Source organism: Synechococcus sp. A15-28, from assembly GCF_014280175.1.
Classification (GTDB): Bacteria; Cyanobacteriota; Cyanobacteriia; order PCC-6307; family Cyanobiaceae; genus Parasynechococcus.
In genome coordinates this window covers 1,404,652-1,418,074 of sequence record NZ_CP047931.1, presented here as the reverse complement: position 1 = coordinate 1,418,074, position 13,423 = coordinate 1,404,652, and the positions used below count along the sequence as shown (strand labels likewise).

Annotated in this window: 12 protein-coding genes; 6 read left to right on the top strand and 6 right to left on the bottom strand. The window is 60.6% G+C overall.

What is annotated here, in order from left to right; translation table 11 throughout:
* Positions 1 to 406 precede the first annotated feature (406 nt).
* The 4 genes from SynA1528_RS08135 to SynA1528_RS08120 all read right to left on the bottom strand — a co-directional run bounded on the left by SynA1528_RS08135 (position 407) and on the right by SynA1528_RS08120 (position 3,273).
* Positions 407 to 2,395, bottom strand: coding sequence for a DUF3854 domain-containing protein (locus SynA1528_RS08135; protein WP_186586336.1), 1,989 nt, complete (start codon positions 2,393 to 2,395; stop codon positions 407 to 409).
* Positions 2,396 to 2,610: 215 nt separating this feature from the next.
* Positions 2,611 to 2,781, bottom strand: a complete 171-nt coding sequence (locus SynA1528_RS08130; RefSeq protein ID WP_186586335.1) for a hypothetical protein — start codon at positions 2,779 to 2,781, stop codon at positions 2,611 to 2,613.
* 89 nt (positions 2,782 to 2,870) lie between these two features.
* On the bottom strand, positions 2,871 to 3,089 hold the full coding sequence (locus SynA1528_RS08125) for a hypothetical protein (protein WP_186586334.1): 219 nt from the start codon (positions 3,087 to 3,089) through the stop codon (positions 2,871 to 2,873).
* Positions 3,079 to 3,273, bottom strand: a complete 195-nt coding sequence (locus tag SynA1528_RS08120) for a hypothetical protein (protein WP_186586333.1) — start codon at positions 3,271 to 3,273, stop codon at positions 3,079 to 3,081. The genes SynA1528_RS08125 and SynA1528_RS08120 overlap by 11 nt, the downstream gene beginning before the upstream one ends.
* A gap of 106 nt (positions 3,274 to 3,379) precedes the next feature.
* Here SynA1528_RS08120 and SynA1528_RS08115 point away from each other — a divergent pair, with 106 nt between their 5' ends.
* Positions 3,380 to 4,786, top strand: a complete 1,407-nt coding sequence (locus tag SynA1528_RS08115) for a nitrilase-related carbon-nitrogen hydrolase (RefSeq protein WP_186586332.1) — start codon at positions 3,380 to 3,382, stop codon at positions 4,784 to 4,786.
* Here the strand turns inward: SynA1528_RS08115 and mnmA are convergent.
* Positions 4,744 to 5,940 carry a tRNA 2-thiouridine(34) synthase MnmA gene (mnmA, locus tag SynA1528_RS08110; protein ID WP_186586331.1) on the bottom strand — a complete coding sequence of 399 codons (1,197 nt, stop codon included), beginning with the start codon at positions 5,938 to 5,940 and terminating at the stop codon, positions 4,744 to 4,746. The two genes, SynA1528_RS08115 and mnmA, sit on opposite strands and share 43 nt — an antisense overlap.
* A gap of 313 nt (positions 5,941 to 6,253) precedes the next feature.
* Here mnmA and SynA1528_RS08105 point away from each other — a divergent pair, with 313 nt between their 5' ends.
* Complete coding sequence (locus tag SynA1528_RS08105) at positions 6,254 to 7,195, top strand: RpoD/SigA family RNA polymerase sigma factor (protein WP_186586330.1); 942 nt, start codon at positions 6,254 to 6,256, stop codon at positions 7,193 to 7,195.
* 21 nt (positions 7,196 to 7,216) lie between these two features.
* Here SynA1528_RS08105 and pdhA read toward each other — a convergent pair whose 3' ends face one another.
* Positions 7,217 to 8,302, bottom strand: a complete 1,086-nt coding sequence (gene pdhA, locus SynA1528_RS08100) for a pyruvate dehydrogenase (acetyl-transferring) E1 component subunit alpha (protein ID WP_186586329.1) — start codon at positions 8,300 to 8,302, stop codon at positions 7,217 to 7,219.
* Positions 8,303 to 8,403: 101 nt separating this feature from the next.
* Between pdhA and SynA1528_RS08095 the strand changes: the two genes are divergently transcribed.
* From SynA1528_RS08095 to SynA1528_RS08080, 4 genes are all read left to right on the top strand, one after another.
* Complete coding sequence (locus SynA1528_RS08095; protein ID WP_186586328.1) at positions 8,404 to 10,368, top strand: IMS domain-containing protein; 1,965 nt, start codon at positions 8,404 to 8,406, stop codon at positions 10,366 to 10,368.
* A 58-nt stretch (positions 10,369 to 10,426) separates the two neighbouring features.
* A complete protein-coding gene (gene ffh / locus SynA1528_RS08090) occupies positions 10,427 to 11,908 on the top strand; it encodes a signal recognition particle protein (RefSeq protein ID WP_186586327.1) in 1,482 nt (493 codons plus the stop codon).
* Positions 11,909 to 11,987: 79 nt separating this feature from the next.
* The gene (gene rpsP, locus SynA1528_RS08085) at positions 11,988 to 12,410 is read left to right on the top strand and encodes a 30S ribosomal protein S16 (RefSeq protein ID WP_186586326.1); all 423 of its coding nucleotides are present in this window, start codon (positions 11,988 to 11,990) and stop codon (positions 12,408 to 12,410) included.
* A gap of 8 nt (positions 12,411 to 12,418) precedes the next feature.
* On the top strand, positions 12,419 to 13,414 hold the full coding sequence (locus SynA1528_RS08080) for a PhoH family protein (protein ID WP_186586325.1): 996 nt from the start codon (positions 12,419 to 12,421) through the stop codon (positions 13,412 to 13,414).
* The last annotated feature ends 9 nt before the right edge of the window (positions 13,415 to 13,423 follow it).

Genomic DNA, 13,423 nt, shown 5'->3' with positions numbered 1-13,423 from the left:
TTGGCTAATAGATAGTGCTAGGCAGTTTAGGTCCAACTTATCTGACGCTAAATAATGAAGGCGGTCCGAAATTACCTACGCTGCGCTACACAGAAAGGACCCGTATTTGTGAGGCAGACGTGATAGATCCGGTCCATGCCCGTTATCAACACAAAGGGACAGTCATCCCAATCCTGATCGTCGGCGACGTAGGCGATTGCTGGGAGGCATACGTTGCCGGTGGCCTGAAGCGCATCCCGAAGGAGCTGGTGCTTGCTTCTGATTAGATGACAGTAGAAGTGGAGGAACTCTCTCTCCTCCCAACACACACACCACTACACACAGCCCATATCAAGGGAAACACCAGTCAGTGACTGGGATTATGCGCGGCCCATATCTCATAACCCGAATGGCCCACATCCAAAATTTATGGGCCGTTTTTTATGGGCCATGCCCCTTTTACAGGGGGGGAGGGGGTGTCAAAAAACTTTGGCGCCACTTCCAGCAGGCACGATCTCAGGTCCTTTGGATCTGGCTTACCCAGCAGCCACTCCTTGCCTCTAAGCCGCTTGATGCTGGACTTGATCGCTTCAGCGGAGTGCTGAGGCAGCCCTTCTGTCACGGTCCTGATGCTGGGCTTGATGTCGTGCTGGTTTTGCTTCCTGACGTACTCCATGACGTCGCTGTTGACCTTACTGATGTCTGACGTCTTCTTCTGCTCCGTCAACTCAGGCCAGAGGAAATCGCCCTGCAGTTGGTACTGACGACGGATGCCTTCACCGCCACGGCACTTGATCGGCTTCAGGCTCACCAGTTCGTTCTGCTCTTTCTCCAGCAGGTAGACCATGTCAGGTGCTTCCTGTAGTGCCTCGTTGTCTGCGATCTTTCCAATCTTGTTGGCGTGGTGGATCCACAGCAATGCAGCACTGCGCAGAACGATGTCATGCACCGCATCCATGTGATGCCGAATGATCGGTCTTGAGATGTCCTCAAGCAATGGCCCAAGGGCGCCCTTCAGCGAGTCAATGACGACAACGTTTGGTTTGAATTCCTCCATCTGCTTCTCCAATCCATCAAGGTCACTGATGGTCCACTTGCGTTGTGTGTGCGAGTTGCCCCAGATCCGAATGCCCTTGCGAACTTCTGGATCTCTCCAGCAGCCCATCTGAGTCAGGTAGTCCCTGATGCGTTCAGCCATCGCGTCAGAGCACACGTAAAGGACACGCAGTCCCGTTGCTTCAGGACGCAAGCCGATCACGTCAGGGCTGCGCTGCTTCATCAACGCCACCATCAGTTGCAACGTGAGGATGGTCTTGGTGCTGCCTCTGTTGCCGCCAATCAGGGTTGACCAGCGTTCAGTCAAAAGCTGATCAAAGAACGTTCTGGCGTCGTTAACCGGCTCAGCATCAAGCTCATCGGGTGTCAGCGGCCGTGACTCCAGCTTTTGCAATGGATGCCGCAAAGCGAGCTGCTCATTAACGACCGAACTGAAGTCCTTGATGTTGATGCGTTTATTGCTGCAGAACCTAGATCTGAAGGCGGCACGCTCTGCCTCGTCGTCGCAGTCCAGAAATTTGTTGGCGGCTTGCCTGATCCGCTCTGGCTCTTTCCGGTCCTCAAGCTCGCGTTGAACGTCAACCTTTTGCGCAGAGGCGATCAGTTGATGAACGGCGGCATGGCCGTGAGCAACCAGCAGATCATCAATGCCCTTCTCGGGACCCTTGCAGTGTGCGGTGCCAACCCACGGCGATCCGTTGGCATAAAGCTGATGCGCAAGACGCAGGGCTGCCTTGCTGACGTTTCTTCTGCCGCGTGCTTTGTCGCTGTAGTCAAAGCAGATGACGATGCGATGCCCTGCCCAACGCATCAGATCTGGGTGCAGGCAGTGTTGGTCACGGTCGTCCTTTGGTGTGCCATTCCAGATGCCCGCAACAGCAATGGCAGGGATGCCACATGACAGGAGCGCCGCTGCTTTCTTTGCGCCTTCTGTGATGACAATGGTTTCGCTGCAGTTCCGCTCACGCTCAGGCCAGTAGGTCTCATCCGGCATCTGGAGCTGGAAGACACCGCAGGGAACACCTAACGGGTTCTCGTATTTGATCAGGTCGCCTTTGTCGTTCTTGCGTGGTGTGTTTGGTTTCAGGCAGCCTGAGTCACCTGTGGCACTGCACCACCAGCCACCAGCGTCTAGGTGCTCATAACGATTGAGAACCTTGGCAACTTCGCCTGTGGCGTACTGCTGCCCATGACCACCTGCTGATTCCAGACGTTTTGACGTAATGGCTTCAAGAGCCTGCGGACCACTGAGTGACTGCAGATTTAATTCAGTGATTTCAGGACTGATGCCAGAACCATTGACCCACTCGTCCCTATGCGTCGGATCAATCTCCTCCGCATCCCAACCATCAGTTGTCATCACATCTGTCCCATTGTCGTTAGAAGCAGCAACAGACGATCAACCGCAAGTGAGGCGTGCGGTGAGCAGTCAGGGTGCTTATCAATCCAGTCCTCAATCTCGCTGTAAATGGAAGCAATTAGGACGGAAAATCCAGCATCAGATCGTCTCATGGTTAAAATTCCATTGGTCGGATTGGTGAAGGGTTGGCTTGTCAGGGCGGCCCTTCATTTTTCTCAGCCGTCGTCTAAAAGCATTGCGGCAAGGCCGTTCTGCATCAGGAGGCGAATCGCTTCTGATTTGCTGCAGTCGTGAACAGCAGAGAATTTGGTGACTTGGCTGAGCAGTTCATCGCTTAGGTATGTCGCAGCAATGTGCGGATACTTGTAACGCGGCTTGAACTTCATAAGAACCAAAAATTTGTCTTATGAGTCCATTTTGAGAGATGAACTAAAAGTGTCAACAATGGGCGAGAATTACCCGCCCGTATGATGATTCAATCGTCTTCCCTTATCGCCTTAACAAGCACTGCGCACATGAGCGCATCAGCTTCAAAGACAACCTTCTGAGCTGCAACACGAACTTCTGCAAGATTGCTGAGTGCTGTTGGGTAATCGCTGTCGGAATAAAGCGCTTCCGCGATGTCAATGTTGTCTTCCCGCAGAAGTTCACGCACCGAAGCTCTTAGCGGGCGGGTGTAGAGATCAGCGGTCACTGGTTGACTCCATCTCGTCCAGCTCGGCCAGGCCCTTACGAAGCAGGGCACGCACAAGGGCAGCGCGGGTCAGGGTGCCGCTGGGTTGAAGCCGGGCACAGTGGTGATCAAGGCGTGGCTCCACGTCAGAAGCGACTTTGACGCTGAGAACCGATGTCAGTGGTTGTTCCAGTTGCAGTTCCATGGGCTGAAGTCCGTTGGACAACCGGACTGTGCTCGTGCTTCAGAACAGTTGCAAGCACTGCGATCTGGCGGATTAAGTGATGCGTGACAAGTTAATCCCATTGACCATGGGCGATCTCCGATCACAGCCTCTGCTGCGAAGTGTTCTGGGTGGAGTCCTGGCCGGACTGGCCCCTGGGGTCGCCGGACCGTTGTCGATGTTTCCGGCCTTGGCCCTGCTGTGGTCGCTGGCGGACCGACCGCGGAACGCGGCGCTCTGGGGGATGTTTGCCGTCCTGATCAGCCACCGCTGGATTCTTGGCTTGCATCCACTCACCTGGATGGGCGTGCCGGCTTGGCTCAGCTTGCCGGTGGCTGTTGCGCTCTGGTTGTGCTGCGGCGTTGCCGCAGCCCTGCTGCTGCTGCTCTGGTCTCTGTTGGCGCGGATGTGCCGGTTCAGGGACGGGGGCTGGCGGTTCTCCGTCGTGCTGCTGCTGTCTTTGGTCTGGGGGGGAGCCGAACTGCTTCTGGAAGGGTCTCCGTTGTTCTGGATCGGTGTCGGGGGAAGTGTGTTGCCTCTGGACCGGCCACTGGCTGGCCTGGCCCGCTGGCTTGGCAGTGGTGGACTGGCCACGCTTCAGCTGATCTGGGGCTGGGGGCTCTGGCAGCTCTGGCGCCGTCGGGGGAAACGCAGCACCGCTTGGTTGCTCTCTCTGCTGCTGGCGCATGGCTTGGGGGCGTTGAGTTTGGTTCCGCCGCCCGCCTTCGCTTCCCTGCGACTTGGCGCCTGGCAGCCGGCGGTTCCCACCCGTGAGAAATTCAGCCCGGACCGCCAGCGGCGCTTCAACGCAGCGTTGTCATCGGCCTTGCAGCAGGCCCAGGCCCTGCAGGTGCAGGCGTTGGTGGCCCCGGAGGGAACCCTGCCGTCCCGCTGGCAGCCGGATGATGTGGATGGGTTGCCCCTGCCGTTGATCAGCGGAGGTTTTCGCTGGGTTCGCGGGCAGCTGCGCAGCAGTGTGTTGTTGGGGTTGCCGGGCCTAGCCGGGCTGGAGCCCCTCGTTGACAAGCACCGTCTGGTTCCACTGGGTGAGTGGTTGCCACCGTTGCCGGCTGGCTTGACCCGGGGGCTGTCGGCGGTGGGGGGGCTTCAGCCGGGAAATGCGTCTCGTTATGCCGAGGCCTGGCCATCCCCCTCCGCCATCGCCATCTGTTACGAGATCAGCCACGGATGGGCTTTGGCTCAAGCGTCTGCGCAAGGGGCTGAATGGTTGTTGACGATCGCTAATCTCGATCCCTACCCCCAGCTGTTGCAGCGGCAATTTCTGGCCCTGGCTCAGCTGCGGGCGATTGAAACCGGACGCGACGTTTTGAGTGTGGCGAACACGGGGCCGACGGCGCTGGTGTCGGCGGATGGCTCGGTGCAGCAACTCCTGGAGGCGGGCAGCGAAGCTGTCGCGGTGACGGATCTCCAGCTGCGGAGCCAGCTCACGGGCTACGCCCGGCTGGTCAGCGGCTGGTCGTGGTCGTCCCGCTGAATCAACCCTCCCCCCAGCACTGTTTCCCCGTCGTAGAAGACGGCCGCCTGTCCAGGGGTGATGGAGAACTGATCGTCGGTGAATTGCAGCCGGCAGCGATAGGGCCGCTTCCGCGCTTCATCCTCCGGTTCATGGGCGATTGGTGTGAGTTGTGCCGCCACGGGTTCACTGCGGTAACGCACCTGAACCTCCACCTCCAATGGCTGCTGGGGTGGTGCCATGGAGATCCAGTTGATGGCGCCCACAACACAGCTGCGCCGCCCGGCCTCCGCCCGGGGCGCCACCACCACGCGGTTCATGGCGGGGTCCAGCCGGATCACGTGAAGCGGCTCCTTCCAGGCCACACCCAGACCCTTGCGTTGGCCGATGGTGAAGTGCTCGATGCCGTCATGCTCACCAACCACCGTGCCGTCACTCAGCACGATCTCGCCTTGTCGCGGGGGGAGATAGGTGTCCAGGAAGGCCCGCATGGAGCCATGGTGATCCGCCAGGCATAGATCCTGGCTTTCCGGTTTTTCCGCCGTGCGCAGGCCGTGTCGCGCCGCTTCCAGTCGGGTGTCGGCTTTGGTGAGCTCGCCGAGGGGGAACACGATGCGTCCCAGCACATCCTGGGGAAGGTCGTAGAGGAAGTAGCTCTGGTCTTTACGGCAGTCGAGCCCCCGCAGCAGCTGATGCCGGCCCTGTGCACCGCCGTGACGGATCCTGGCGTAGTGGCCTGTGGCAATCCTGGGCAGCCCCCGGTGTTCGGCGGCCCACTCGAGCATCGGGCCGAACTTCACTGAGCGGTTGCACTGGGAGCAGGGCAAAGGGGTGATGCCGTCGCGGTAGCCATCCACCAGCCGCTGCACGATTTCCTGTTGGAAGGTGTCCCGTGTATCCACCACGTGATGGGGGATGCCGAGCTGCTCACAGATTCCGGCTGCATCCACGAGGCCTTCGGCGCAGCAGGCACCCTTACCACTCATCAACCAGAGGGTGAGGCCCTCCACTTGCCAACCAGCCTCCACCAACAACGCTGCGGTCAGGGAACTGTCCACTCCTCCGGACAGCCCAACGGCGACACGGTGCTCACCCGGCCAGGCCCGTAGCCGCTCCAGTGCTGCTTCTCCAGCTGCGGATGGGAGGCGATCAGTTGAGCTGGTGACGCTGCTCATCGGGGGTGTGGACCTGTCTCCAGTGTGTGGGGTCGTGGTATGGGGTGATTCTGTTCAGACAAGCTGTTCAGCTTGCGGAGTACACCACCGCTGCGATTGTCGTCAGCTATTCAGGACAATCCCTGTGAATTCATCTTGATTGATGAGGCTTTCAATACGAAAAATTTAATGGTCCGATGAGGACATTGTTCTCAATTGCGAGGGAAACATGAAGTGTTTCGATTCGCTCGCACAAATCTGAAAGGTTGCTGAAAACACTTCTGTTTTTCTGATCTTCGTAAGAAGGTTCTCTCACCACGGCGGAGGACACGCAATGGTTTCATCAGCTCAGAAAACCATCGATTCCCAGCGCCGCCGCAGCAGTGACCCTGTCAGCTGGTATCTGGCCACCATCGGCCGCATCCCGCTGCTCACCCCTGCCGAAGAAATCGAACTGGGCAATCAGGTCCAGTCGATGATGGCTCTGACGGAAGACGGTTCCAAAACGTTTGAAGACCACGAGCTGACCGGTAAGCAGCGCCGGATGCTTCGCATCGGTCGACGGGCCAAGGAACGGATGATGAAAGCCAACCTCCGCCTGGTTGTGAGCGTTGCCAAGAAATATCAGGGAAAGGGCCTGGAACTTCTCGATCTCATCCAGGAAGGTTCCCTGGGGCTTGAGCGTGCCGTCGAGAAATTTGATCCCACCCGCGGTTACAAATTCTCGACCTATGCCTTCTGGTGGATCCGTCAGAGCATGACCCGTGCCATCGCCTGTCAGTCCCGCACCATCAGGCTTCCGGTGCATCTCAGCGAGCGACTCACCACAATCCGCAAGGTGAGTCTTGATCTCGCCCACAAGCTCGGTGCCATGCCCAGCCGTGTGGAAATCGCTGAGGCGATGGACATCCCTTTGGATGAGCTTGATTCACTCCTGAGACAGGCCCTCACCACCAGCAGTCTCGATGCTCCTGTGAACGGGGAGGAGGGTCGCAGCTTCCTCGGTGATCTCATTGCCGACTCCTCCCTGGATGAGCCGCTTGACATCGTTGAGCAACGCATTCACCACGAGCAGCTCGGACGCTGGCTCAGTCACCTCAGCGAGCAGGAACAGCACGTGTTGAAGCTTCGCTTCGGTCTTGAGGGCAACGAGCGTCACACCCTGGCTGAGATCGGACGCTTGATGGATGTCTCCAGAGAGCGTGTGCGTCAGGTGGAGCTCAAGGCCTTGCGCAAGTTGCGCAATCTGACCCGGCGGCTGCCAAGCGGGATCTGAGCTGCCGGGACGGCTGCCTTATCAGTCCTCGGCCCAGATGTAGCGGGTCAACTCCGCTGGATCGGGCTCCGGGGCGGAAAGGGCGAACTCCACACAGTCCTGAACGATGGCATCGATCTCTTTCTCGATGCTTCGCAACTCATCGCTGCTCACCAAATTGGCGTTGCAGAGGTCCCGTTCCAAAGCCTTGAGTGGATCTCTCTGGGCCCAGAACTGCTTCTCCTGTTCGGCGCGGAGTTCGTCCGGGTCAGCGAGGGAGTGACCGCGGAAGCGGTAGGTGAGGCACTCCAGAAGGGTGGGACCTTCCCCGGCCCGAGCCCGCTCCAGGGCTCGCTGGGTCGCAGCACGAACGGCAAGCACGTCCATGCCGTCGACTTCTTCGCCAGCCATGCCGAAGGACGCTGCTTTGCGCCAGATTTCCGGATCACTGGTGGCGCGGTCGTGGGCCATGCCGATCGCCCACTTGTTGTTCTCCACGACGAACAGGATCGGCAGCTTCCAGAGCTGCGCCATGTTCATGCATTCGAAGAACTGGCCGTTGTTGCAGGTGCCATCACCAAAGAAGGCTGCCGTCACAGCGTTGCTTGAGGCATCGCCGAGAGCATCACGTTTGTAGCGGCTGGTGAAGGCTGACCCCAGGGCGACGGGGATGCCCTCGGCGATGAAGGCAAAGCCCCCCAGCAGGTGGTGTTCCTTGGAGAAAAGGTGCATGGATCCACCTCGTCCCTTGCTGCAGCCTGTTTCCTTGCCGAACAGCTCACTCATCACTTCCCGAGCCGGAACACCGGCGCTCAGGGCATGGACGTGGTCGCGGTAGGTGCTGCAGAACCAATCGTTCTGACGCTTCATGGCGCCAATCACCCCGGTGCTCACAGCCTCCTGGCCGTTGTAGAGGTGAACGAAACCGAACATCTTGCCGCGGTAGTACATCTCCGCGCACTTGTCCTCGAAGCGTCGTCCGAGGGTCATGTCCCGGAACAGCTCCAGACCGGTCTCGCGGTCCACCGTTGCCCGCTGGGCTGTGACGAGGTTGGACAGACGTTCCGCGTGAGGACCGGCGGCCGCGCTGACGATGGGAGCTGTGTCGACCGCGAGGTCCTGACCCATGACCGTCCTAATCAATGAAGGTGACTGTAAGGGCCAGCCGTTGAGAGATGGGCAAAATCCCAGACACTGACTAAAGTTCGCCCTCTGGGGACCTGTGGACGTTGGATCTGCCCATCGATCATTTCCGGCTGCTGGGTGTCAGTCCTTCCGCTGATCCTGCCTCCATCCTTCGGCGTCTCCAGACCCGCAGCGACAGTCCGCCGGACGATGGGTTCACCCATGAGGGTTTGCTGCAACGTCAGGCGCTGTTGCGCCAAGCGGCCGATCTGCTGACGGATCCTGGTGCAAGGGCTGACTACGAGGCAGCGCTCCTGTCGTTGAGTTCATCCCACCCCAATGAAACCGTCGGCCTGGATCTGGCGGCCAGCAGCGAAGTGGCCGGGCTGATCCTGCTCTGGGAGGCGGGAGCGGCCTACGAAGCTTTTCAGCTCGCCCGTCAGGGACTTCAGCCGCCTCAGGCGCCAGCCCTCGGAAGTGGCCGCGAAGCGGACCTCACCCTGCTGGCGGCCCTCGCCTGTCGTGATGCGTCGCGGGATGAACAGCAGCAGAGGCGTTACGAGTCCGCGGCTCAGCTGCTGCGGGAAGGCATTGAACTGCAGCAGAGGATGGGCAAGTTGCCGGATCAACAGGCCGGTCTGCAGCAGGAGCTGGATGACTTGCTCCCCTATCGGGTGCTGGATCTTCTGAGTCGAGATCTCTCCGATGCCGAGGCTCGCCAGCAGGGTATCTCCCTGCTGGATGGATTGGTGCGCGATCGGGGTGGCCTGGATCCCGAGGGTCTGAATGCCGATCCTCCAGCTGCCGCCATGGGGCAGGCCGACTTTGAGTCGTTTTTCCAGCAGATCCGCCGCTTTCTCACCGTTCAGGAGCAGATCGATCTGTTCCGTGGCTGGTTCGCAGAGGGCTCCATCGAAGCCGGTTGTCTTGCCGTGTTCGCCCTGGCGGCTGCGGGGTACTCACGGCGCAAGCCGGAGTTCCTTGAGCAGGCCCGTGATCAGTTGCAGCAATTAGCTGCCTCCGATCTGGATCCGATGCCCCTTCTGGGCTGCCTGGACCTGCTCCTGGGCAATGTCTCGGATGCCTCCCTGCACTTCAGCGCCATTCGCGATCAGGAACTCCTGCGCTGGCTGGCGGAGCATCCCGGCGATCACCTGGCGGCCCAGTGCGAGTACTGCCGGGTCTGGCTTGAACGGGATGTGCTCCCTGGTTACCGGGATGTTGATGCCACCGGAGTGGACCTTGATGCCTGGTTCGCCGACCGGGATGTGCAGGCTTACGTCGATCGCATCGATCGCCAGACGGCCCGTCAGGACGTTGCTGCGATTGAGACGAACGCCGGACTGGAAACCTGGGCTCTGGCCGATGCCAGCTCGCTGCAGGCCGCAGAGCTGGACAATGTTCCATCGATGGCGGAGGAGGTCCAATCGGCGGATGCGGCATCCACCGGATCACCCCGCCGTCTGCGCTTGCTGGTGGCCTCTGCTGTGGTGGGTTTGGTGGCCGCTCTGGCGGCCGCAGTGATGCTGCGGCCCCGGGCAACGGCTCCTGTGGCGCGGCAACCGCAGCCGGAACTCCAGGACGCCACTGAATCCAAGTCGTCCAGCTCTGATCCAGCCAACCTGTCACCGGCAGCGACGCTTCAACCGGAGGCGTCGACGGGCAGGGGCCAGCTGGAACCGCTCCTCAGCGATGCTCCCGATGAAGCTCAGCTGCGGTTGCTTGTTCAGGGCTGGCTCGACAACAAGGCCCTAGCTCTTCAGGGCCAAGCCTCGATGCTTCCTGTGGTGGCGAGGCAGCGTCTGATTGATCAGGTTGATCAGGAAAGGGCTGCGGCTGTCGCCGCAGGCAACACCACGGTTGTGAAGGCTTCGGTGACATCCCTTGAGGTGGTGAGCCGGCAGCCCCGTCGGATTGAACTGAAGGCGGAAGTGGCTTACAGCGACAGCACCACGGACAGATCAGGCTCGGTGGTGGACCGCACGGAACCGGGCAGTCTCACGATCACCTACATCCTTGGACGAGACGGCGATCAGTGGAGGCTGACGGCTTACATCCCGCAGGGTTGATCCTGCCCCGCAGCCTTGCTTTTTACGATCGGGTGATTGATTCCAAAGAGCCGCCCCGATGTTCGATGAGCTGTCAGCCCGTTTTGAGGATGCGGTCAAGGGGCTGCGTGGCCAAGACAGCATCAGCGAAACCAACGTCGATGGAGCCCTAACGGACGTCCGTCGGGCCTTGCTGGAGGCCGATGTGAGCCTGCCGGTGGTGAAGGACTTCGTTGCCGATGTGCGCGAGAAGGCCGTGGGCGCCGAGGTGGTGCGCGGCGTCAGTCCGGACCAGAAGTTCATCCAGGTGGTGCACGAGCAGCTTGTGGAGGTCATGGGGGGTGATAACGCTCCTCTGGCCAAGGCGGCTGACGCTCCCACCGTCGTGTTGATGGCCGGCCTTCAGGGTGCCGGTAAAACCACCGCGACGGCCAAGCTGGGACTCCACCTCAAGGATCAGGGCCGCCGTGCCCTGATGGTGGGTGCCGACGTCTACCGACCAGCTGCCATCGAGCAGTTGAAAACACTCGGTGCTCAGATCGATGTGGAGGTGTTCAGCCTCGGTGCTGAGGCCAAGCCGGAAGACATCGCAGCCGCTGGTCTGGCCAAGGCGAAAGAGGAGGGATTCGACACGCTCCTGGTCGACACCGCCGGTCGCCTCCAGATCGACAGCGAGATGATGGAGGAGATGGTGCGGATCCGCACCGCCGTGCAGCCCGATGAGGTGCTGCTGGTGGTGGATTCGATGATCGGTCAGGAGGCGGCCGAACTCACCCGCGCCTTCCACGACCAGGTGGGCATCACCGGAGCGGTGCTCACCAAGCTTGATGGTGACTCCCGCGGTGGTGCCGCCCTTTCAATCCGCAAGGTGAGCGGTCAGCCGATCAAGTTCATCGGCACCGGCGAGAAGGTGGAGGCTCTCCAGCCCTTCCATCCCGAACGGATGGCCAGCCGCATCCTCGGCATGGGGGACGTGCTGACGCTGGTGGAGAAGGCCCAGAAGGAGGTCGAACTCGCCGACGTCGAAAAGATGCAGAAGAAGCTGCAGGAGGCGACGTTTGATTTCTCGGACTTCGTCAAGCAGATGCGCTTGATCAAGCGCATGGGATCGCTGGGGGGTCTGATGAAAATGATCCCGGGCATGAACAAGATCGACGACGGCATGCTCAAGCAAGGAGAGCAGCAGTTGAAACGGATCGAGGCGATGATCGGCTCAATGACGCCGAAGGAACGGGAGAACCCCGATCTGCTGGCCGGTCAGCCCTCCCGTCGTCGTCGCATCGCTGCCGGCAGCGGTCATCAACCGGCGGATGTGGACAAGGTGCTGGCGGATTTTCAGAAGATGCGTGGCTTCATGCAGCAGATGAGTCAGGGCGGCATGCCCGGGATGCCAGGAATGGGAGGGATGCCAGGAATGGGAGGGATGCCAGGAATGGGAGGGATGCATGGAATGGGTGGCATGCCGGGAATGCCTGGACAGGCACCGGCCCGCCGCGGCAAGGGCGGTGGTCCGAAGCGAAGCAAGCCGGGCAAGAAGAAACGGGGATTCGGGGACCTTTGAGGGTCAGACGGTATGGTGGTCGTTTGGCGGCCGAATTCGTGCTGCCGGATTCACTGACGTTCTCAACAGCAGGTCCACGATGATCAAGCTCCGCCTGAAGCGGTTCGGCAAGAAGCGGGAAGCAAGCTTCCGCCTCGTGGCCTGCAACAGCACCTCCCGTCGGGATGGGCGTCCGCTCCAGGAACTTGGCTTCTACAACCCCCGCACCAAGGAAACCCGCCTCGACACCGAAGCGATTCGGGAGCGTCTTGGCCAAGGGGCCCAGCCCACGGATGTGGTGCGCACGCTGCTCGAGCGCGGCGGCTTGATCGAGAAGACCATCCGCCCTGCGGAAACCGTCGGTAAAGCCAAGCAGGCTGCCAAGCTCGAGGAAGAGGCCAAGCAGGCTGCCAAGGAAGCCGCCGAGGCCAAGGCTGCTGCTGAAGCGGAAGCCGCTGCCGCTGCTGAGGCTTCCAACGCTGAAGACGCCCCAGAAGCTGAGGCCGAATCCAGCGAAAGCTGATCTCCCCGGTGTCTGAGGACGGCGCACGCAGCCGCTTCGTTTTTGATTTACCGGATCCTGAGGCAGCTCTGGCTCTCGCTGGAGCTGCCGAATCGACCCTGCATCGCCTTGAAGCTCTGACCGGAGCCTCGTTGGTGTTGCGGGGTCTCCAGTTGATGATCACCGGAAGACCAACGCAGATCGAGCGGGCTGCAGCGGTGGTTGAGCTGGTGCGTCCGATCTGGCAGGACGGACAAGCCGTGTCCAGCGTTGATCTCCAGGCGGCCCTTGGCGCCCTCAGCAGTGGTCGGGAGGATGACCATGCGGCAATGGGAGAGCAGGTGCTGGCGCGCAGTCAGACCGGCTCGATGCTGAGGCCGCGGACGCTGCGTCAGAAGCATTACGTCGATGCCATGGAGCGGCATGACCTCACCTTCGCTCTGGGACCTGCGGGAACGGGTAAGACCTTCCTGGCCACGGTCCTGGCGGTGCGGATGCTCTCGGAGCGCAAGGTGGAGCGACTGATCCTGACCCGACCGGCCGTGGAGGCGGGGGAGCGACTGGGGTTTCTGCCGGGAGATCTGCAGCAGAAGGTGGATCCTTACCTGCGACCGCTTTACGACGCTCTGCACACCCTGCTGGGGCCGGACAAGACCACGGTGTTGCTCGAAAAAGGGGTGATCGAAGTGGCTCCGTTGGCTTACATGCGTGGCCGCACCCTCAGCGACGCCTTTGTGATCCTCGATGAGGCGCAGAACACCACACCGGCTCAGATGCGGATGGTGCTGACCCGTCTGGGGGAACGCTCCCGCATGGTGGTGACCGGTGATGTCACCCAGGTGGATCTTCCCAATGGCCTCCCGAGCGGTCTGGTGGAAGCCTCGGATGTGCTGGATGGCGTTGAAGGGGTTGCCGTCTGTCGGTTGACATCGGCTGATGTGGTGCGACATCCCTTGGTGCAGCGGGTGGTGGAGGCCTATGCCCGCCTCGATGATCAGCGCTCGTCACGTCCTTTGCGTCGATAGGGAGATCCG

Coding starts and splice junctions, on each gene's coding strand:
- SynA1528_RS08135 (WP_186586336.1), bottom strand. CDS start 2,395: ATGACAACTGATGGTTGGGATGCGGAGGAGATTGATCCGACGCATAGG.
- SynA1528_RS08130 (WP_186586335.1), bottom strand. CDS start 2,781: ATGAAGTTCAAGCCGCGTTACAAGTATCCGCACATTGCTGCGACATAC.
- SynA1528_RS08120 (WP_186586333.1), bottom strand. CDS start 3,273: ATGGAACTGCAACTGGAACAACCACTGACATCGGTTCTCAGCGTCAAA.
- SynA1528_RS08115 (WP_186586332.1), top strand. CDS start 3,380: ATGGGCGATCTCCGATCACAGCCTCTGCTGCGAAGTGTTCTGGGTGGA.
- mnmA (WP_186586331.1), bottom strand. CDS start 5,940: ATGAGCAGCGTCACCAGCTCAACTGATCGCCTCCCATCCGCAGCTGGA.
- SynA1528_RS08105 (WP_186586330.1), top strand. CDS start 6,254: ATGGTTTCATCAGCTCAGAAAACCATCGATTCCCAGCGCCGCCGCAGC.
- pdhA (WP_186586329.1), bottom strand. CDS start 8,302: ATGGGTCAGGACCTCGCGGTCGACACAGCTCCCATCGTCAGCGCGGCC.
- ffh (WP_186586327.1), top strand. CDS start 10,427: ATGTTCGATGAGCTGTCAGCCCGTTTTGAGGATGCGGTCAAGGGGCTG.
- rpsP (WP_186586326.1), top strand. CDS start 11,988: ATGATCAAGCTCCGCCTGAAGCGGTTCGGCAAGAAGCGGGAAGCAAGC.